Here is a 19,228-nt window from a genome sequence, read left to right on the forward strand (position 1 = left end):
ACCTGACGCCAACGTCGCCCTGCTTAAGGTAGGCGGCATTGGAGTCAGGAGATGCACCATGCGCAGTCCCATCAAGCTCAAGTTTTCCGAAAAGTACGACGAGCAGCACGCTCAACAGTACCTGCACAAGCACCAGGACGGCATTGCCCGCCGCTTGTCCCACCAGCGTGACGAGCAATTGGCCCGGCGTGCCCTGGCGCTGGCCGGCGAGCCTGGCCTGGTGCTGGACCTGCCCAGCGGTGCCGGCCGTTTCTGGCCGCTGCTGGCCGAAAAGGCCAACCGCGTGATCATCGGCGCCGACAATTCCGCCGCCATGCTGCAGATCGCCTGCGGGTCGCAACCGGCAGAAGTGGTCAAACGGGTACGGCCCTTGCAGACATCAGCCTTCGCCATCGATCTGCCGGACAACGCGGTAGACAGCATTTTCTGCATGCGGCTGTTCCACCACATTGGCGAAGCGGCCCATCGCAAGGCGATTCTTTCGGAGTTTCAACGGGTTAGCCGCGACAGCGTGATCATCTCGTTGTGGGTGGACGGCAACATCAAGGCCTGGCGGCGTAAACGCCTGGAAGCACGCCGTAACAACGGGCAGGCCGATGGCAGTTACCAGAACCGTTTTGTGTTACCAGCTGCTACGGTTGAACAGGAGTTCGAGGCCGCAGGTTTCCGTATTCAGGAACGAATGGACTTTTTGCCGTTCTATGCGATGTGGCGAGTTTACGTATTGCGCAAGGGGTGAAGGAATGGCTGTGGAAGGAACGGGCGGTACGGCGGTCTCGGATCAATTCGATTACTTCTGGCAGCGCCAGGGCGAATGGGTGGAGGCACCCAACCAGCGGCGTGGCGGCGAAAGCGGCGTGCAGCGCCTGAGCGACGAGACGGGCCATCTGCTGTATGCCAAGCGCCAGGTCGGGCATATCTACCGCAGCCTGCTGCACCCCTTCGGTCGCCCCACGGTATTGCGTGAGTTCGCTGCCCTGAGCAGTTTCGAGCAGTTGGGCGTGCGGGTGCCGCATATCGTCTATTGCGGCGTGGAGCGCGATGCCCAGCACCAGTGGCGGGCGCTGCTGGTCAGCGAGGCGCTGGACGGTTTCGAGGAGATCGACCTGTGGTACGCCGGCGGCGGGCGCGAGCAGCACGGCGAGGCGCTGCACGACCGGGTGCTCGAGGACCTGGCCGGCAACCTGGCGCGCATGCACCGCGGGCACTGGCAGCATGGCTGCCTGTACAGCAAGCATATTTTCGTGAAGGTGACCGGCGAGGGCGCGGATGCGCGTGCCGAGGTCGCCTTGCTGGACCTGGAGAAGTGCCGCCGGCGCATCAGCTGCCAGCGTGCGGCCGCCAATGACCTGAAGCAACTGCGCCGCCATTCGTCGTGGAACGATGCGGACTGGAAGAAGTTGCTCTACTTTTACGAAGTGGCGTTTGGCAGCGCTGTCAAAGGTTTAGAGCAATGAAACTAGAAATAGCACGAGGTTTGTTTCTGCTTGTGGCGTTGGCGGTGGCTTCGGTGGCTTTCGCCGCGTGGGAGGAGCCGCGTCCGCAGGTGCTCAGTTCCATCGACCTGGGCGCGCAGTGTCCGCTGCCGCGGACGGCCAAGCCGGTCGTCACGGCGCAACCGGACCATGACCTGCTGTTGTTCCTGTTCGGCATGAGCCGGGGGCTGCGCTCCAACGGGTGATGAAGTGTATCGACGCGGGTCAAGCCCGCTCCCACAGGGTTGCAGTGATCCTTGTGGGAGTAGGCTTGACCCGCGATGCGTTCAACTCGATTCCAGCGCCGTACTTGGCATTTCCTTCCTGGCCAGCAACGTATACACGCACGGCAACACGAACAACGTGAACAGCGTGCCCACCGACATCCCGGTGGCGATCACCATGCCGATGTCGAACCGACTCACCGCCCCGGCGCCCGTCGCCAGTATCAGCGGCACCATGCCGAATACCATCGCCGCCGTGGTCATCAGCACCGGCCGCAGGCGTATCGCTGCCGCTTCCTCTACGGCATCCCGCGCACTCAGCCCCTTGTGCAGGCGCAACTGGTTGGCGAACTCGACGATCAGGATGCCGTGCTTGCTGATCAGCCCGATCAGTGTCACCAGCCCCACCTGGGTGTAGATGTTCATGCTCGACCACCCCAGAAACAGCGGGATCAATGCTCCACAGATCGACAGGGGCACCGTCACCAGGATCACCAGCGGGTCGCGGAAACTCTCGAACTGCGCCGCCAGCACCAGAAAGATGATCGCCAGCGCCAGGCCGAAGGTCACCCACAGCGCACTGCCTTCCTGCACGAACTGACGTGCCTGCCCGCTGTAGTCGAAGGCGAAGCCTGCCGGTGCCTCCTGTTGGGCGATGCTGCGCACCGTCTCCAGGGCCTCGCCCATGCTCACCAGCGGGAAGCCCTGGATGATCGCCGAGTTCAGCTGCTGGAACTGGTTGAGCTGGCGCGGCCGCGCGCGGTCGCTGACGCTGATCAGGGTCGACAGGGGCAGCATCCGGCCCTGCTCGTTCTTCACGTAGTAGTTGTTCAGCCAGCCGGGGTTGTCACGGTAGGCCTGCTCGACCTGGGCGATCACCTTGTAGCTGCGCCCCTCGATGGTGAAGCGGTTGATCTCGGCCTCGCCCAGCAGCGTGGCCAGGGTGCCGCCCAGGGCATCCATCGACACCCCCATCTGCGCCGCCTTGGCCCGGTCGATATCCACCACCACCTCCGGCTTGTCGAATGCCAGGTCGATGTCCAGGAAGGCGAACTTGCCCGAGGCCTGGGCGCGGTCCTTGACCCGCTGCGCCACTTCCAGCAACGACACGTAGTCATTCGGCGTGTTGATCACGAAGGCAAATGGCAGGCCTTCGCCGGTGCCCGGCAGGGAGGGCAGGTTGAAGCCGAAGATCTGCAGGCCGCTGATGGTCGCCAGCTTGGCCTGCACCTCGGGCAGCAACTCCATCTGGGTGCGGCTGCGCTGGTTCCACGGCTTGAGCAGAAAGCCGCCGATGCCCGATTGCACGCCGTTGAAGCCGTTGATCTGGAACGAGGAGTAGTACTCGGGGAATGACTTGAAGATCGTGATGAACTCGTCGGTGTAGGCGTTCAGGTAATCGAGGTTGGCCGGTTGCGGGGCGGTGGCCATCATGAAGATGATGCCCTGGTCTTCGTCCGGGGCCAGCTCGTTCTTGCTGAACATCAGAAACACCGGAATCAGGCACAGCACGATCAGGGCGAACACGATCACCACCGGCCGGGTCTCGAGGGTGCCGTGCAAAAGCGTCTGGTAGCGGCGCTTGAGTCGCTCGAACAGCTGGTCGAGGCGATGGGCCAGGCCGCTGGGGTTCTGCTCCGGGCGCAGCAGCAGGGCACACATCATCGGCGACAGGGTCAGCGCGACGATGCCGGAAATCACCACCGCCCCGGCCAGGGTCAGGGCGAACTCCTTGAACAGGGCCCCGGTGAGGCCCTCCAGGAAACCGATGGGGGCGTACACCGCCGCCAGGGTGATGGTCATCGATACCACTGGCATGGCGATCTCCCGGGCGCCTTCCAGCGCGGCGTCGAACGGCGTCTTGCCCTCCTCGATATGGCGGTGGATGTTCTCCACCACCACGATCGCATCGTCCACCACCAGGCCGATGGCCAGCACCATCGCCAGCAGCGTCAACAGGTTCAGCGAGTAGCCCATCAATTGCATGAAGAACAGCACGCCGATCATCGACAGCGGGATGGTGATCACCGGGATCAGCACCGAACGCAACGCACCGAGGAACAGGAACACCACCACGATCACGATCAGCACCGCCTCGACCAGGGTCTTGACCACCTCGTCGATGGAGGCCTGGATGAACAGCGTGGCGTCATAGGCAATGGAGGCCTTGAGGTTGGGCGGCAACTGCGCTTCCAGCTCCGGCATCAGCTTGCGCACCTCCTTGATCACGTCCAGCGGGTTGGCGGCCGGGGTGGCCTTGATGCCGATGTACACCGACGGCGTGCCGTCGAACGAGCTGACCGTGTCGTAGTTCTCCGCGCCCATCTCCACCCGTGCCACATCGCCCAGCAGCACGCGGCTGTCGCCCTTGGTCTTGAGCGGGATGGCGGCGAAGGCTTCGGCCGACTTGAGTTCGGTGGTGGCGTTGATGCTGGTGACCACGTACTGGCCCTTGACCTCGCCGGCGGCGGACAGGAAGTTGTAGCGGCGCACCGCGGCAGTCACATCGCCGGCGCTCAGGCCGTAGCCGGCCAGCTTCACCGGGTCGATCCACAGGCGCATGGCGAACACCTGGTTGCCGAGAATCTCGGCTTCGGCCATGCCGGGCAGGGTAGCGAGCTTGGGCTGGATCACCCGCGACAGGTAGTCGGTGATCTGCGGGTTGCTCAGCTCCTTGCTGTAGAAGCTGATGTACATCAGCGCCGAGGCATCGGCGGCCTCCTTGCTCAGCACCGGGTCCTCGGCGTCCTGGGGCAGCTTGTTCTTGACCTCGTTGGCCTTGGCCAGCAGCTCGGTGAACAGCCGGTCGCTGTCGGAGCCGATGCGCGCGTAGATCGAAATCACCGAAAAATTCTGCCGGCTCACCGAGGTCATGTAGTCGATGCCTTCGGCACTGGCCAGGCTCTGCTGCAGGGGCTGGGTGATGTAGCCCTGGATGGTTTCGGCGTTGGCCCCTGGGTAAGCGGTGGTCACCGTGATCAGGGCGTTTTCCATCTGCGGGTACTGGCGGATCGGCAGTTTGCTCCAGGCCTGGAACCCCAGCAGCACGATCAGCAGGCTGACCACGCTGGCCAGCACCGGGCGACGGATGAACGGGTCGGTAAAGGCCATGGCGGTTCCTTGGTCAGTCGGCGCCGGGCTGGCTGGTCGGTTCGGCTTGCAGGGTCTTGTCGGCGCTCAGGGTGACGGCAGCGCCCTGGGTCAGCTTCAACTGGCCGGCGGTGACCACCGTTTCGCCGGGCGTGAGGCCCTTGGCGATCACCACCAGGCCGTCGCGGCGCTCGCCGGTCTCGACGAAGCGCCGCTCGGCGATCAGTTGCGGCTGGCCATCGGCCGTGGTCTGCACCTTGCCGTCTTCGGACTTTTGCGGCACGGCGACATACACCGAGTTGCCATAGAGGGTGTAGGTGACGGCGCTCTGCGGCACCACCACCGCGTTGCGCGGGTTGGGCAGCAACACCTGCAGGCTGGCGAACATGCCCGGCAGCAACGTGCCGTCGGGGTTGGCCAGGGTGGCGCGCACCTGCAGGTTGCGGGTGGTGTCGTCGACCTTGGGGTTGATCGCGCTGAGGGTGGCGGTGAAGCTGCGGTGCGGGTAGGCGGCCACCGAGACCAGCGCCTGCTGGCCGAGGCTGAGGTTGGGCAGCGCCTGTTCCGGCACGAAGAAGTCGACATACAGGCTGCTCAGGTCCTGCAGGGTGGCGATCACCGTGCCGCTGGCCAGGTAGCTGCCCAGGTCGACCTGGCGGATACCGATGGTGCCGGTGAACGGCGCGTTGATGCTCTTTTTCGCCAGGGATGCCTTGAGTTGCGCCACCACCGCCTGGTTGCGCAGCAGCTGGGCGCGCAGGCGGTCGAATTCGCCCTTGGAGATGGCCTGGCTGCCGACCAGCTGGCTGCCTCGCTGATAATCCACCTGGGCCAGCCCGAGGTCGGCCTGGGCGGTGCCGAGCAGGGCAGTCTCCACGTCGCTGTCCAGCTGCAGCAGCAGTTGCCCGGCCTTGACCTGCTGGCCGGATTCGAAGTGCAGGGCCTTGACCGTGCCGGCGATCTCCAGGCTCAGGTCCACCCCTTGCAGGGCCTTGAGGCTGCCCACGGCGGGCAGGCGGCTTTGCCAGGGCTGCTCGCGCGCCTCGGCGGCGGCGACGCTGACCGGCGGCTTGGGCGCGGAGAACTGCTGGATCTGGCGGTAGATGGACAAGCCCTTGTAGCCGCCCAAAGCCAGCACCAGCAGCAGGACGATACCCAGCATGATGAGCATGCGACGGCGCAGCATGGACCAGCTCCCTGGAGGCGTTGTTGCGCAAGTCTAGTCGGTCGCGGCGCAGGGGGCCGGGTGTTGCTTGGGGATATTTGCTGCCAGTACCGCCCCCTTCGCCGGCAAGGCCGGCTCCTACAGACGGCGCCCAACCCGTAGGAGCCGGCCTTGCCGGCGAAAGGGGCGACCGGATATCAGATCAGGTGCAGATGGTTGTCCCACAACCCCGAAGGCAGTTGCAGCGGTTGCCCCACCAGCGCTGCCTTGCGGCAGTCGTACAGCCGGCAACGCCCTTGCCCGGAGGTCACCACAAAGCCATCGGCCACTGCGCCCACGCCCGCGCAGTCCGGCATCGGCGCATCCAGCTTCACCTCGGCGCTGTCCAGGTCCCAGATGAACAGGCGGTTGGCCCGTGGCGCGGTCATCGCCACCAGTCGCAGCTCGCTGTGCACCGCCACGCTGGCGGTGTACTGGGCCATGGACTGCAACTGGTGCTCCGGCACCGGGAAGGCCACGAACGGCTGCCCCGGACGCTTGATCGCCAGCAGCTCGGCGGTTTCGTCCGAGCCGCCCATGAACTGCTGGCACGCCAGCACGGTGCCGTCGTCGGCAATCGCCAGGTGGCGCACGCTGTTCATCTGCTGGCTTAGGGTTTCCTTGCTCAGCAGGGTGCCGTCGCGCTGCATCAGCACCAGGCTGGGCTGCATCGCATCCAGGTTCATCTCCACCCGGCTCTCGGCTTCGGTGCGGATACCGCCATTGGCCACCACCAGGGTCTCGCCGTCAGGCAGCCACGACACCTGGTGCGGGCCGATGCCGTGGGTCGGGATTTCCGAATGATGGGCCAGGCGTTCGCCTTCGAAGCGGTACACACCCAGCACGCCACGGCCCGGGTCGGTAGTGTCGTTCTCGGTGGCGTACAGCCATTCGCCGCCCTTGTGGATCACCGCGTGGCCATAGAAGTGCCGGTTCGGCTGCGAGGCCAGGGTCTGCAGCAGACGCCCGTCGCGCAGGTCGATCAGGTAGCTCTCGGTCCCGGGGCGGCGCGCCACGAACAGCGCGATCGGCCGCTCGGGGTGGTTGATGATGTCGTGGCATCGCAGGCCGACCTGGGTGGCGAACACCTGGGTGCCGTCCAGGCGATAGCCCACGGCATAGTGCTTGCCGTCGGCATCGTCACGGGCCGACAGCAGCAGCGGCTGCTGGCCCTTGCTGCGCCACAGGGTCCAGCCACCCAGGGTCAGGGCGCTGAGCAGCACGCTACCGAGTTTGAGGGCCTGGCGTCGCAACATGATCAGTCACCGTCGTTGGCATTGAAGCCCAGCTGGATGTTCAGCGCCTTGGCCAGTTCACCTTCATGCAGGCGGTGAACCACGTTCAGGCTGTCGTAGAAGGCGTTCAGTTGCTCGCGGCCGGCATCGTCCTGGAGCATTTCGCCCAGGGGCCGATCGATTGCCTTCAGTTGCTTGAGGGCATCAGCATAGGCCGCGTCGATCTTGTCGGCCAGGGCCTTCTGGTCCTTGCCCAGCAGGCCGCGCAGGCCCTGGTTGTCGACCCCGACCCACACGGTCTGGGCGGCGATCAGGCTGGCTTCCAGGCTCTTGAGCGAGGAGTGGCTGCGCCAGGCTTCAGCCTGCAGCGGCTGCGGGATGCCCTTGCTCAGGCGACCCATCGGCGTGCCGAGCTTCTTCTTCAGGGTGTCCAGCGCGGTGACCTGGGCGCGCAGCAGGTCGGCGATCGCCTCATGGGAGTCGGCGTAGCGCTGGTTGGGGAACTTGGTCATCTGCGCCAGCATGCCGTCGGTGCTGTTCCAGCCCTTGAGGATCTCTTCGGCGAGGTTCTTCTGGTGTTCGCCAATGGCCACCAGCAGCGGGCAATAACGGGCCTTCTGTTCGGCGGTGGCGACGTCCGGCTTGCTGTCGAACAGGATGTACTCGTAGGCCGACAGGCCGCGGACCACGACGCTGGACTTGGCCACGGTCTCGGCATCCACCGGCTTGTCGCCGTTGACCAGTTGCTCGACCTGACGGCCCACCAGGTTCTTCTTGTCGGGCCAGAACTGCACCTGCCAGGCGCGGTTGCCCTCGGCCAGCGGGCCGATCAGCAGCGGTTGCAACTCGGCCCAGGCTTTTTGTGCGTGCAGGAAGTCGGCGCGTGCGGTGGCCAGGTCGGCCTTGCCTTCGCAGAAGGCCAGGGCGCTGACGGCCAGCTGGCGGTCGGCTTCGACCCAGCGGCTGTAGGTCGGCAGGATCACCTGCTTGGCGATCGCGGCAGAGGTCACGGCCTGCGGGTCCTGCGGCGAGCAGGCGCCCAGGGCGATGGCGGCGAGGCTGGTGAACAACAGCTTGGGACGGAACATGTCCGGCTCCTTCTCTAGAGTGAGTTCAGGAACGCCAGCAACGCGGCGCGTTGCTCGGCATTGAAGGTCAAGACGTGCTGGCGCGCAGGCTCGGCTTCGCCGCCGTGCCAGAGCACGGCCTCGAGCAGGTTGCGGGCGCGCCCGTCATGCAGAAACTGGGTATGACCACTGACGGTCTGATTCAGGCCGATGCCCCACAGCGGCGCGGTGCGCCAGTCCTGGCCACCGGCGGCGAATTCGCTGCGGTTGTCGGCCAGCCCCGGGCCCATGTCGTGCAGCAACAGGTCGCTGTAGGGGCGGATGGTCTGGTTGGCCAGCTCCGGCTCGGCGGCATTGGCCGAGGTGGTGAATGTGGGGGTGTGGCAGCCCTGGCAGCCGGCCTGGAAGAACAGGTTCTTGCCAGCCAGCACCTGGGGCGAATCGACGTCCTTGCGTACCGGCACCGCCAGGTTGCGGGTGTAGAACAGCACCAGGCGCAGGATGTTGTCGCTGACCTCCTGCTCGCCATCGGCGCCGTTGCCATTGGGCTGGGCCAGGCAATCGAGCTGCGCCGGGGTGCAGTCGTCGCGCGGCACCAGGCTGCTGGTCAGGCCCATGTCGCTGGAGAACGCATGGGCGTTCTGCTGGTTGAGGTTGGGTTGCCCGGCCTTCCAGCCGAAGCGGCCAAGTACCTGCTTGCCCTGGGCGTCGTCCCATACCAGGTTGGGCCGGCCACGAATGCCGGTGCCGTTGCGCCCCTCGGGGTCGGCGTTGGCCAGGATGGCCTCATCAGGGATGGCCTCGAGCAGGCCCAGGCCGATCATCGGCGGCGCGACGCGTGCCGAGAAGCGTGTGTCGGGGTGCATCGGGCCGTAGCCAAGCTGGGTGATCTGCAGCTGCGGCTTGCGCAGTTCGACCTGGGTGCCGTCCTTGAAGGTGACGTTCACCGGGGTGTAGCTGACCCGCACCTTGCCCTCGGGGGCCACGCCGGGCACGGCCATGTCCTGCAACTGCCCGCCATAGACCGGCTCGGGCACGATGCCCAGTTGCTCGATCACCTTGGCGTATTCGGGCTGGTCGGGGATCGACAGGCGCACCAGCATCGATACCGCGTTTTTGGCGCCCTCTGCGGGCGGGTGCCCGCGCCCGTCGCGAATATGGCAGTTCTGGCAGGCGTTGGTGTTGAACAGCGGGCCCAGGCCATCGCGTGCGGTGGTGGTGGACGGGGCGATCACCCACGGGCTGCGGAAGAAGCTGTTGCCCACGCTGAAGTCCAGGCGCTGGCTCGGGGTGAGGTTGGCCGAGGGCATGGAGTAGGCGTTGCGGTCGCGCTTGTTCACGGTGGTGCTGCCACCGGCACGCGCCTCGCCAGGTTCGGCCTTGGTGAAACGCGGGGCGTCGTCACAGGCGCTCAGGGCCAGGGCCAATAGCAGGGGAAGGGCGCGGTGAAGCGGAGCGGGCATCGAGAATCCTGAATGGCTAGCGTAAAACCGGCGTGCAAGCTTAGCAGGCGCGGGGGATATGAATAAGAGGGATTTGCGTTTGCTGGATGAAATCTGCTTCAGCTTCCAGCGAAGAGGTCCCACAAAAAAAGGCGACCCGAAGGCCGCCTCTGTTTCAGCACGCTACCACTCAGAACTCGTGGTCAGCGGTGTCCGGGTTCAGGTCGGTGATGCCCAGTTTGCCCGCAGCCTGTTCGATGGCACCGGTCTGCTTGACCAGCGCGGCGATGGCGTCACGCACGATCTGGTTGCCCGCAGCGTTGTCGGCAGCGATCAACTGGTCGTAGTGCTCACCCTTGAGGGCGTGGTCGACCATCACCTGGATCTTCGCCTCGGTGGCTTCCAGATCGGCCTTCAGGGTGTTGTCGGTGGCCGGATCGACCTTGGCCACCAGCGACGACAGGCTCGGGCCGCTCAGCTTGGTGCCGTCGGTGCGGGTGTACTCGCCCAGGTAGACGTTGCGGATACCCTTGGCGTCGTAGAAGTGCGAGTAGTGGGTGTTGTCGCTGAAGCAGTCCTGCTCGTCCTCAGGCGAGTTGGCTTCCAGCGAGACCTTCATGCGCTCGCCCGCCAGTTCGCCCAGCGACAGGCTGCCCATGCCGAACAGCATCTTGCGCAGGCCGTTGGCGACAGGTTCTGCCTCCAGGGTGGCGCGATAGTTGTCGGCCACTGCCGGCTTCCAGTTGCCGACCATTTCTTCCAGGTCGTTGACCAGCAGCTGGGTCACGGCCTTGAGGTAGGCACGACGACGCTCGTTGTGACCGCCGGTGGCGCCTTCGCCTTGCAGGTAGTCCGAGGCAGGGCGGTTGCCGGCGCCCGGGCCGGTGCCGTTGAGGTCCTGGCCCCACAGCAGGAATTCGATGGCGTGGTAGCCGGTGGCGACGTTGGCTTCCGAACCGCCCAGCTCGTTCAGGCTGGCCAGCTTCTCGGGGGTCAGGTCCTTGACGTCGACCTTGTCTTCGCCCACCTGGATCTCGGTGTTGGCGATGATGTTGGCGGTGGCGGCCGGGTTGCCCAGGGCGTGTTCATAGCTCTTGTCGACGTAGTCGATCAGGCCTTCGTCCAGCGGCCAGGCGTTCACCTGACCTTCCCAGTCGTCGATGATGGTGTTGCCGAAGCGGAACACTTCGCTCTGCAGGTACGGTACACGGGCGGCTACCCAGGCAGTCCTGGCGGCGGCCAGGGTGTCGGCGTCGGGCTTGGCAAGGAAGGCATCGACTGCGGTCTGCAGGGTCTTGGCGGTGCTCAGCGAGTCGCTGTACACGGCATACACCATCTCGGCGTAGTGCTTGACCACCGCCTGGGCGGCGGCTTCGTCGACGGCCCCGGACGCCTGGGTGGTGCTGGCGGCAGCAGGTGCGGCGGCCTGTGGCGCGGCGGCCTTGTCCTTGTCATCGCCGCAGCCGGCGAGGGAGATGGCAATGGCCAGCAGACTGGCGGTGGCCAGAGGCATACGAATCATGGGCTATTCCTGCGTCGAGAGGTTGAACAGGCGTGCAGCCGCACGCAAAGGTGCAACATAATGCGAAAGATATGCATTTTCTGTAAAGAGGTTGCCACGTAAAAATTCAAATGCTGTTCACGCTGCCCTTGGCGGCAGCGTCACTCACAGAATCGATACCTGGTTGCGTTGCGCTGCTTTGAGGAAGGCGGTCAGCTCGCGTGCTGGCAGCGGCTTGCTGTAGTGGTAGCCCTGACCTTCATGACAGCCCTGGGCAATGATGTAGGCTTCCTGCTCGGCGGTTTCCACGCCCTCGGCGATCACCTGCATGCCCAGGCTCTTGCCCAGCTGGATGATCGCGCGAACGATGGTGGCGTCGTCGTCATCGTCGAGCAGGTCCTGCACGAAGCTCTTGTCGATCTTGATCTTGTCCAGCGGCAGCGACTTGAGGTAGCTGAGCGAGGAGTAGCCGGTGCCGAAGTCGTCGATCGCGATCAGCGCGCCGGAGCGGCGCAGGCTCAGCAGGTGCTGGGCGGCAGTGCTGATGTCTTCCATCAGGCCGGTCTCGGTCACTTCCAGTTCCAGGCTGCGCGGCGGCAGGCGGTAGATCTGCAGCAGGTTGTTGACCACCCGGGGCAGCTCGCTGTGGTGCAGTTGCACGGTCGACAGGTTGACTGCCATGCGCAGGTCGCTGAAGCCCTGGTCGTGCCATTCGCGCAGTTGCCGGCAGGCCTGGTCGAGCACCCATTCGCCGATCACGATGATGTTGCCGTTCTGTTCGGCCAGCGGTATGAACTGATCGGGCGGAACCATGCCCAGCTCCGGGTGCTGCCAGCGCAGCAGCGCCTCGACGCCCACCACGCGGTGGTCGCGGTAGCTGATCTGCGGTTGGTAAACCAGGTACAGCTGATTGCGCGGCAGGGCTTCGCGCAGGTCCTTTTCCAGCTCGCGGCGCCGGCGCATCTCGCTGTCGACGCTGGCGATGTAGAACTGATAGCGGTTGCGCGAACGGCTCTTGGCCAGGGTCATGGTCTGTTCGGCCTTTTGCAGCAGCTTCTCGGTGCTATCGCCGTCTTCGGGGAACAGGGTGATGCCGATGGTGGCGCGCAGTCGGATCTCCTGATGGTCCAGGGCGAATGGCGCTTCCAGGTCATCGAGAATGCTCTGGGCAAGCTCGGCAGCCTCGTAGGGTTGTTCGATGTCGGCCTGCACCAGCGCGAACTGGTCGCCGCCCAGGCGGGCGAGGGCACCCAGGCGACCGCTGTGGGCACGCAGGCGGTCGGCCAGGGCCAGCAGCAACTGGTCGCCGGCTTGGTAGCTGAATTGTTCGTTGATGCCCTTGAAGTCGTCCAGGCCTACGCACAGCACCGCAACCCGGCGCTGGAGGCGCCCGGCATCGACCAGGATCTTGTCCAGTTGCTGTTGCAGTTGCTGGCGGTTGGGCAGGCCGGTGAGAAAGTCGTACTGGGCCATGCGCAGCAGGCTGTTCTCGGCCTCGTGGCGCAGGTGGGTGTTGCGTTCGATGGACGCCAGCAGTTGGTTGGCGGTGTTCACCCACAGGCCCAGTTCGTTCTTCTCGTGGCCCTTGAGCAGCGGCAGCTGATGCTGGCTGGGGCGGTCGGGGTTGATCTGGGTGAGGTTCTCGATGAGCTTGGACAGTGGCTTGGTCAGCAGCCAGTGGTAGACCAGGTACAGCACCAGCCCCATGGCCAGGGCGCGGAGCACGCCGGCAATGAAGATGATCACCGAATTGACCACGAAGCCCTGGCCGTAGGCGCCGGTATCGAGGGTGATGCTCAGGTCGCCGTAGTATTCGCTGTAGGGCGCGCGGCCGACGAGCTGGGTGGTGTAGGTGCGTTCCTGGCCGAGGATCAGGTCGGTGAGCCAGCGGGTCGGCAGTTCCTGCAGAGGGCGCGACTTTTCTGCCAGCATGGTTTCGTTGGGGTGGCCGATGGAGGCCATGCGCACGGACTCATCCTGGAACAGCCCCTCGATGACCTGCATGCCCATTTCGCGGTCCAGGCTGTATACGGCCTGGGTGGAAGGGTCGCGGAACATGTCGAGGATTCGCTGGGCGTCGTTGGCGACAGCCTGGCGGGTCTTGTAGGCATCGAAGACGATCTGCGCACAGCTGAGTACCACGCCCACGGCCAGTGCCGAGAGCAGGACCACTCTGAGCAACTTGACCGACAAGCTGTTTTTGAGTTCCAGCTTCAATGGGGTTTCCTTAATCCGTGCGCATGGCATCATTTTGCCATCATCTGTGGCAATCCACTATCGGCCGTTGGCAGGATTCATGATCCAGCGGTCACTGTATCGGTTGCCCGGCCTTGCGACTTGAGCGATGTACGACAAGTTTCCCAACGATTGATGTTAGCGCGGTATGGGGGGGCAGCAAGAGAGGGTGTTGGTGAAATTGGTTAAAAAAGGTTGGTGGGTGGGGTTTTGCTCTTTGCCGCTTTTTCGGCATAAAAAAACCCGGCCTGAGCCGGGTTTTTTCAGAAGCAGCACTTATGCAGTGAAGGTCTTGCCTTCGAACTGCTCAGCCACGAACTTCCAGTTGACCAGGTTCCAGAACGCCTCGACATACTTCGGACGCACGTTACGGTAGTCGATGTAGTAGGCATGCTCCCACACGTCGCAGGTCAGCAGCGGGGTGTCACCGCTGGTCAGCGGGTTGCCGGCACCGATGGTGCTGGCCAGCGCCAAGGAGCCGTCAGCTTTCTTGACCAGCCAGCCCCAACCGGAACCGAAGGTACCAACCGACGTCTTGGTGAACTCTTCCTTGAACTTGTCGAACGAACCGAACGCGGCGTTGATGGCTTCAGCCAGCGAACCGGTAGGCTGGCCACCAGCGTTTGGCGCCAGGCAGTTCCAGTAGAAGGTGTGGTTCCAGACCTGAGCGGCGTTGTTGAAGATACCGCCCGAAGAAGTCTTGACGATCTCTTCCAGGGTCTTGCCTTCGAACTCGGTGCCTGGCACCAGGTTGTTCAGGTTCACGACGTAGGTGTTGTGGTGCTTGTCGTGGTGGTATTCCAGGGTTTCCTTGGAAATGTGCGGCTGCAGGGCATCGTGTGCGTAAGGCAGCGGCGGCAATTCAAAAGCCATGGTGATTCTCCTAATCAGGTCTGTTGCGGTGAGCGCAAGGCCGATCACGGGCGGCCGGAATGCATCGGCGAGTTTTTACTCTTTGCGACGCAGATTCGGGATCATAGCACCGGGCCCTGACCTAAACCACGCAACAAGTGTATGGAATAGAGGTTCCAGAGCCTTTGCCGACACCTGACGAACGGGTCAGCCCAGCGCCAGTTGCAACGCCACCGCAAACATCATCACCGCCACCATCAGGTCCAGCAGGCGCCAGGTGCCAGGCCGGGCCAGCCACGGCGCCAACCAGGCCGCACCCAGCGCCAGGGTGAAGAACCACAGCAGCGAGGCACTGGCCGCACCCGCCACGTAGGCACCTGGCACGCTTTGCTGCGCACCCAGCGAGCCGATCAGCAACACGGTATCCAGGTACACGTGGGGGTTGAGCAGGGTCACCGCCAGGGCACTGAGCAACACCGCGCGACGCGAACGCTGACCCAGGCCCTCGCCCTGCTCCAGGCTCTGGCTGGAACAGGCGCGGATCAGCGCCTTGCTGCCATACCACAGCAGAAACACCACCCCACCCCAGCGCGCGACCGCCAGCAGGGTCGGGTTCTGCGCCAGCACCGTGGCCAGACCGAACACGCCAAGCGCCACCAGCACCGCATCACAGAACACGCACAGCGCCGCCACCGGCAGGTGGTGCTCACGGCGCAGGCTCTGCGCCAGCACGAAGGCGTTCTGGGTGCCGATGGCCATGATCAGCCCGAAGGCGACCAGCAGGCCGTTGAGGTAGCTTTGCCACATGGGAGGTGCTCCGCGAAGCAGCCACACGGGCTGCCGAAAATACAGGGGGGATCGCTGGCTATTGTGCGGGCAGTGGGCGTATAAGAAAAACCAATAAACCTCATCCGGCATTAGGGAAACTGATGTTCGACTACAAGTTGCTTTCCGCCCTGGCGGCGGTGATCGAGCAGGGCGGTTTCGAGCGGGGCGCACAGTTGCTCGGGCTGTCGCAATCGGCCATTTCGCAACGTATCAAGCTGCTGGAGGCGCGCGTTGGCCAGCCGGTGCTGGTACGCGCCGCGCCGCCAGCGCCCACCGAGATCGGCAAGCGCCTGCTCAACCATGTACAGCAGGTGCGCCTGCTCGAGCGCGACCTGCAGCATCAGGTGCCGGCGCTGGACGATGGCGGCCAGCCCGAGCGTCTGCGGGTAGCGCTCAACGCCGACAGCCTGGCCACCTGGTGGGCGGCGGCGGTCGGGGCGTTCTGTGCGCAGGAGCGGGTGCTGCTGGAGCTGGTGGTGGAAGACCAGGAGGTGGGCCTCAAGCGCATGCGCGCCGGCGAAGTGGCGGCCTGCCTGTGCGCCAGCGAGCGACCGGTTGCCGGGGCGCGCAGCGAGCTGCTCGGCGCCATGCGCTACCGTGCGCTGGCCAGCCCCGACTTCATGGCGCGCCACTTTCCCCAGGGGGTAGAGGTGGCGCGCCTGGCCCGCACCCCGGCCGTGGTGTTCGGCCCGGACGATTTTCTGCAGCATCGCTACCTGGTGTCGCTGGGTATCGATGGTGCATTCCTGCATCACCTGTGCCCGTCTTCGGAGGGCTTTCTGCGCATGACCGAGGCCGGCGTGGGTTGGGGCCTGGTGCCCGAATTGCAGGCCCAGGCGCAACTGGCCAGCGGGCAACTGGTGGAAATTCTGGCGGATAAGCCGATCGATGTGCCGCTGTACTGGCATCATTGGCGCAATGGCGGGCAATTGCTCGGCCAACTCACCGGCCACCTGCGGCGCAGCGCCAGCAGCTGGTTGGTGCCGTGGTCGGGTTTGCCGGCGTCTGCATCATCTGCAAACAAGTAGGCGGAGTGCTTCATGCGAATTCTGGTCACCGGCGCAAGCGGCTTCATTGGCGGGCGCTTTGCACGCTTTGCCCTGGAGCAGGGCATGGAGGTACGGGTCAATGGCCGGCGGGCCGAAGGCGTCGAGCACCTGGTGCGCCGCGGCGCCCAGTTCATTCCGGGGGACCTGGGCGACCCGGAGCTGGCCCGGCGGGTCTGCCAGGGCGTCGAAACCGTGGTGCACTGCGCCGGTGCGGTGGGCAACTGGGGACGCTACCAGGACTTTCACCAGGGCAACGTGGTGGTCACCGAGAACGTGGTGGAGGCGTGCCTGAAGGAACACGTTCGTCGCCTGGTGCACCTGTCCTCGCCGTCGATCTACTGGAACGGGCGCTCGCGCCTGGGGGTGACCGAAGAGCAGGTGCCGCGGCGCCTGCACGATGCCTACGCGACCACCAAGTACCTGGCCGAGCAGAAGGTTTTCGGTGCCCAGGAGTTCGGCCTGGAAGTGCTGGCCCTGCGCCCGCGCTTCGTCACCGGGGCAGGGGATGTGAGCATCTTCCCGCGCCTGCTCAAGATGCAGCAGAAACGCCGTCTGGCGATCATCGGCAACGGCTTGAACAAGGTCGACTTCACCAGCGTTCAGAACCTCAACGAGGCGCTGATCAACGCGGTGCTGGCCGGCAACGACGCGCTCGGGCAGGCCTACAACATCAGCAACGGCCACCCGCTGCCGCTGTGGGACGTGATCAATTACGTGATGCGGCGCATGGACCTGCCCCAGGTCACGCGCTACCGCTCCAGTGGCCTGGCCTACAGCCTGGGCGCTCTGAACGAGGGGGCCTGCCTGCTGTGGCCGGGCCGTCCGCAACCGACCCTGTCGCGCCTGGCGGTGCAGGTGATGAACAAGGATTTCACCCTGGACATCAGCCGCGCCCGCCAGCAACTGGACTACCGCCCGCAGGTCAGCCTGTGGGCGGCGCTGGATGAATTCTGCGGCTGGTGGAAGGCCCAGCACGGCGGCCACTGACTTATACTGGCGCTCATTTGCACTCACGGCGGTTGATCCATGCGCAACGATGCTCACGACGATTTCGATGATGTACCCAGCCTCAAGGCCGGCGGTCGCGATGATGACGACTTTGCCCCGGCGCCAGGTGCACGGGTGGCCGCCGTGCGCGGCAAACCGCGCAAGCCGGCGGCCACCGGGCCGTTGTGGGCGCTGGTGGGCGCTTCGTTCATCGCCCTGGCCGGGCTTGGCTGGTGGAGCTTCCAGCAGATTTCGCTGATGGAGCAGCAACTGGTGGCCACCCAGGAAAGCTTTGCGCGCATCAGTGAAGAAGCTGCCGGGCGCCTGCAGGACATCAGCGGCAAGGTGGCGGCCAGCGAGTCGAGCGTCAGCACCGGCAGCGAGGCACTGAAGCTGCAGATAAAGCAGTTGCAGGCCAGCCTTGCCGAGCAGAGCAAGCAGCAGCAGGGCGTAGCCGGGCAGCAGGGTGACCTGGGCAAGCGGCTGGAGCAGGCCCTGGCGCAGGTTGGCGAGCAGCAGGCGACCAATGCCCAGTTGCAGGCGCAACTCAAGGCCGTGGCCACGGAGCTGGCAGCGGTGAAGGCGGCGCAGGCTGATACCGGCAAGGTCGATGCGCAGCTCAAGAGCCTGTCGACGGAGATTGCCGCATTGAAGAAACAGGGGGATCCGGGGGCGGCGATCCAGCGCCTGGAACAAGACCTGATCGTGCTCAAGAGCGAGCAGGAGAATCGCCCGGCGGCGGCTGCCGGGGCGGGTGCCTCGACGGCGGAGTTCGATGCGTTTCGCGGGCAGGTGACCCGCAACATCACCACCTTGCAGAGCCAGGTGCAGAACCTGCAACGGCAGATCAACGCCAAGCCCTGATCCGCTGTGAAGCTATCGCGGGTCAAGCCCGCTCCCACCGGTACAGTGGCTGTCTGCACACCACCGATACCCTTGTGGGAGCGGGCTTGACCCGCGAAAGAGCCGACGCTTACATCACCGGGTAATCGATGTACCCGACCGGGCCCTTGGAGTAGAACGTGTCAGGCCGTGGCTCGTTCAGCGGTGCATCCGCTTGCAGCCGTGCCGGCAGGTCGGGGTTGGCAATGAACGGCACGCCGAAGGCCACCGCATCGGCCGTGCCGTTGGCAATGGCAGCATTCGCACTGGCCTTGTCGAAGCGTTCGTTGGCGATGTACGGCCCGCCAAACGCCTCTTTGAGCAACGGCCCGATGCTGTCTTCGGCCACTCGCTCACGCGCACAGATGAAGGCGATGCCACGTTTGCCGAGCTCCCGCGCCACGTAGGTGAACGTCTCGGTCAGGTTGGCATCGCCCATGTCGTGCAGGTCGGCCCGTGGCGACAGGTGCACGCCCACGCGCTGCGCGCCCCACACGTCGATGAGCGCATCGGTCGCTTCCAGCAGCAGCCGTGCACGGTTCTCCAGCGAGCCGCCGTATTCGTCGGTGCGCTGGTTGGTGCTGCTCTGCAGGAACTGGTCGATCAGGTAGCCGTTGGCCGCATGCAGCTCCACACCGTCGAAGCCGGCCGCCTTGGCGTTCTCGGCACCGACGCGGTAGGCCTCGATGATGTCGGCGATTTCCTCGGTTTCCAGCGCGCGCGGGGTGACGAATTCGGTGATCGGGCGCACCAGGCTCACATGCCCCTTGGGCTGCACCGAGCTCGGCGCAACCGGCGTTTCGCCGTTCAGGTACAGCGGGTGCGAGATGCGTCCCACGTGCCACAGTTGCAGGAAGATGCGCCCGCCAGCACCGTGCAGCGCCTTGGTCACGTTGGTCCAGCCACGCACCTGGTCGTTGCTCCAGATGCCCGGTGTGTCGGGGTAGCCCACGCCCAGCGGGGTCACCGAGGTGGCCTCGCTGAGAATCAGCCCGGCGCTGGCGCGCTGTACGTAGTACTCGGCCATCAGCGCGTTGGGTACGCGGCCTTCGTCGGCCCGGCAGCGGGTCAGCGGGGCCATGATGATGCGGTTGGGCAACTCGAGGTCGCCAAGGGTGATCGGGTCGAATAGCGTTGTCATGTGCGTGAACCTCGTG

16 protein-coding genes are annotated in these 19,228 nt (G+C 65.0%); 6 read left to right on the top strand and 10 right to left on the bottom strand.

Going from position 1 to position 19,228, the window contains the following annotated elements:
- Positions 1 to 58 precede the first annotated feature (58 nt).
- From V9K84_RS00260 to V9K84_RS00270, 3 genes are read left to right on the top strand one after another with little or no spacing between them, the layout of a single operon-like run.
- Positions 59 to 739, top strand: a complete 681-nt coding sequence (locus V9K84_RS00260) for a class I SAM-dependent methyltransferase (RefSeq protein ID WP_043862094.1) — start codon at positions 59 to 61, stop codon at positions 737 to 739.
- Positions 740 to 743: 4 nt separating this feature from the next.
- On the top strand, positions 744 to 1,457 hold the full coding sequence (locus V9K84_RS00265; RefSeq protein ID WP_043862095.1) for a lipopolysaccharide kinase InaA family protein: 714 nt from the start codon (positions 744 to 746) through the stop codon (positions 1,455 to 1,457).
- Complete coding sequence (locus tag V9K84_RS00270) at positions 1,454 to 1,681, top strand: hypothetical protein (RefSeq protein WP_043862096.1); 228 nt, start codon at positions 1,454 to 1,456, stop codon at positions 1,679 to 1,681. The genes V9K84_RS00265 and V9K84_RS00270 overlap by 4 nt, the downstream gene beginning before the upstream one ends.
- A gap of 81 nt (positions 1,682 to 1,762) precedes the next feature.
- Here the strand turns inward: V9K84_RS00270 and V9K84_RS00275 are convergent, their stop codons facing one another.
- From V9K84_RS00275 to V9K84_RS00315, 9 genes are all read right to left on the bottom strand, one after another.
- The gene (locus V9K84_RS00275) at positions 1,763 to 4,810 is read right to left on the bottom strand and encodes a multidrug efflux RND transporter permease subunit (protein ID WP_043862097.1); all 3,048 of its coding nucleotides are present in this window, start codon (positions 4,808 to 4,810) and stop codon (positions 1,763 to 1,765) included.
- Positions 4,811 to 4,823: 13 nt separating this feature from the next.
- Positions 4,824 to 5,975 (bottom strand): efflux RND transporter periplasmic adaptor subunit, encoded by a 1,152-nt coding sequence (locus tag V9K84_RS00280; protein WP_043862098.1) that lies wholly within the window; start codon positions 5,973 to 5,975, stop codon positions 4,824 to 4,826.
- A 176-nt stretch (positions 5,976 to 6,151) separates the two neighbouring features.
- Complete coding sequence (locus V9K84_RS00285; RefSeq protein ID WP_088515534.1) at positions 6,152 to 7,249, bottom strand: DUF1513 domain-containing protein; 1,098 nt, start codon at positions 7,247 to 7,249, stop codon at positions 6,152 to 6,154.
- Positions 7,250 to 7,251: 2 nt separating this feature from the next.
- Positions 7,252 to 8,316, bottom strand: coding sequence for an imelysin family protein (locus tag V9K84_RS00290; protein WP_043862100.1), 1,065 nt, complete (start codon positions 8,314 to 8,316; stop codon positions 7,252 to 7,254).
- Positions 8,317 to 8,330: 14 nt separating this feature from the next.
- On the bottom strand, positions 8,331 to 9,758 hold the full coding sequence (locus V9K84_RS00295) for a di-heme oxidoredictase family protein (RefSeq protein WP_043862101.1): 1,428 nt from the start codon (positions 9,756 to 9,758) through the stop codon (positions 8,331 to 8,333).
- Between the two features lie 169 nt (positions 9,759 to 9,927).
- Positions 9,928 to 11,259, bottom strand: a complete 1,332-nt coding sequence (locus V9K84_RS00300; protein WP_043862102.1) for an imelysin family protein — start codon at positions 11,257 to 11,259, stop codon at positions 9,928 to 9,930.
- A 144-nt stretch (positions 11,260 to 11,403) separates the two neighbouring features.
- A complete protein-coding gene (locus V9K84_RS00305; RefSeq protein ID WP_054914822.1) occupies positions 11,404 to 13,455 on the bottom strand; it encodes a bifunctional diguanylate cyclase/phosphodiesterase in 2,052 nt (683 codons plus the stop codon).
- 294 nt (positions 13,456 to 13,749) lie between these two features.
- A complete protein-coding gene (locus V9K84_RS00310; protein ID WP_054914821.1) occupies positions 13,750 to 14,346 on the bottom strand; it encodes a Fe-Mn family superoxide dismutase in 597 nt (198 codons plus the stop codon).
- Positions 14,347 to 14,532: 186 nt separating this feature from the next.
- Positions 14,533 to 15,132 carry a LysE/ArgO family amino acid transporter gene (locus V9K84_RS00315; protein WP_043862105.1) on the bottom strand — a complete coding sequence of 200 codons (600 nt, stop codon included), beginning with the start codon at positions 15,130 to 15,132 and terminating at the stop codon, positions 14,533 to 14,535.
- A 122-nt stretch (positions 15,133 to 15,254) separates the two neighbouring features.
- Here V9K84_RS00315 and V9K84_RS00320 point away from each other — a divergent pair, with 122 nt between their 5' ends.
- The 3 genes from V9K84_RS00320 to V9K84_RS00330 are packed head-to-tail and all read left to right on the top strand — an operon-like array spanning position 15,255 to position 18,053.
- The gene (locus tag V9K84_RS00320; RefSeq protein WP_088515533.1) at positions 15,255 to 16,181 is read left to right on the top strand and encodes a LysR family transcriptional regulator ArgP; all 927 of its coding nucleotides are present in this window, start codon (positions 15,255 to 15,257) and stop codon (positions 16,179 to 16,181) included.
- A 12-nt stretch (positions 16,182 to 16,193) separates the two neighbouring features.
- Entirely contained in the window at positions 16,194 to 17,189 is a 996-nt protein-coding gene (locus V9K84_RS00325; RefSeq protein WP_058540892.1) for an NAD-dependent epimerase/dehydratase family protein, read from the top strand.
- Between the two features lie 39 nt (positions 17,190 to 17,228).
- Entirely contained in the window at positions 17,229 to 18,053 is an 825-nt protein-coding gene (locus V9K84_RS00330; protein ID WP_058540893.1) for a hypothetical protein, read from the top strand.
- A gap of 109 nt (positions 18,054 to 18,162) precedes the next feature.
- Here the strand turns inward: V9K84_RS00330 and V9K84_RS00335 are convergent, their stop codons facing one another.
- Complete coding sequence (locus tag V9K84_RS00335; protein WP_088515532.1) at positions 18,163 to 19,212, bottom strand: alkene reductase; 1,050 nt, start codon at positions 19,210 to 19,212, stop codon at positions 18,163 to 18,165.
- Positions 19,213 to 19,228: the final 16 nt, after the last annotated feature.

The organism is Pseudomonas sp. AE27 (assembly GCF_037113495.1).
Lineage (GTDB): Bacteria > Pseudomonadota > Gammaproteobacteria > Pseudomonadales > Pseudomonadaceae > Aquipseudomonas > Aquipseudomonas palmensis.

What these genes read in the sequence shown, in the direction of transcription:
- V9K84_RS00260 (WP_043862094.1), top strand. Translation starts at nt 59, where the DNA reads ATGCGCAGTCCCATCAAGCTCAAGTTTTCCGAAAAGTACGACGAGCAG.
- V9K84_RS00265 (WP_043862095.1), top strand. Translation starts at nt 744, where the DNA reads ATGGCTGTGGAAGGAACGGGCGGTACGGCGGTCTCGGATCAATTCGAT.
- V9K84_RS00270 (WP_043862096.1), top strand. Translation starts at nt 1,454, where the DNA reads ATGAAACTAGAAATAGCACGAGGTTTGTTTCTGCTTGTGGCGTTGGCG.
- V9K84_RS00275 (WP_043862097.1), bottom strand. Translation starts at nt 4,810, where the DNA reads ATGGCCTTTACCGACCCGTTCATCCGTCGCCCGGTGCTGGCCAGCGTG.
- V9K84_RS00280 (WP_043862098.1), bottom strand. Translation starts at nt 5,975, where the DNA reads ATGCTGCGCCGTCGCATGCTCATCATGCTGGGTATCGTCCTGCTGCTG.
- V9K84_RS00285 (WP_088515534.1), bottom strand. Translation starts at nt 7,249, where the DNA reads ATGTTGCGACGCCAGGCCCTCAAACTCGGTAGCGTGCTGCTCAGCGCC.
- V9K84_RS00290 (WP_043862100.1), bottom strand. Translation starts at nt 8,316, where the DNA reads ATGTTCCGTCCCAAGCTGTTGTTCACCAGCCTCGCCGCCATCGCCCTG.
- V9K84_RS00295 (WP_043862101.1), bottom strand. Translation starts at nt 9,758, where the DNA reads ATGCCCGCTCCGCTTCACCGCGCCCTTCCCCTGCTATTGGCCCTGGCC.
- V9K84_RS00300 (WP_043862102.1), bottom strand. Translation starts at nt 11,259, where the DNA reads ATGATTCGTATGCCTCTGGCCACCGCCAGTCTGCTGGCCATTGCCATC.
- V9K84_RS00310 (WP_054914821.1), bottom strand. Translation starts at nt 14,346, where the DNA reads ATGGCTTTTGAATTGCCGCCGCTGCCTTACGCACACGATGCCCTGCAG.
- V9K84_RS00315 (WP_043862105.1), bottom strand. Translation starts at nt 15,132, where the DNA reads ATGTGGCAAAGCTACCTCAACGGCCTGCTGGTCGCCTTCGGGCTGATC.
- V9K84_RS00320 (WP_088515533.1), top strand. Translation starts at nt 15,255, where the DNA reads ATGTTCGACTACAAGTTGCTTTCCGCCCTGGCGGCGGTGATCGAGCAG.
- V9K84_RS00325 (WP_058540892.1), top strand. Translation starts at nt 16,194, where the DNA reads ATGCGAATTCTGGTCACCGGCGCAAGCGGCTTCATTGGCGGGCGCTTT.
- V9K84_RS00330 (WP_058540893.1), top strand. Translation starts at nt 17,229, where the DNA reads ATGCGCAACGATGCTCACGACGATTTCGATGATGTACCCAGCCTCAAG.
- V9K84_RS00335 (WP_088515532.1), bottom strand. Translation starts at nt 19,212, where the DNA reads ATGACAACGCTATTCGACCCGATCACCCTTGGCGACCTCGAGTTGCCC.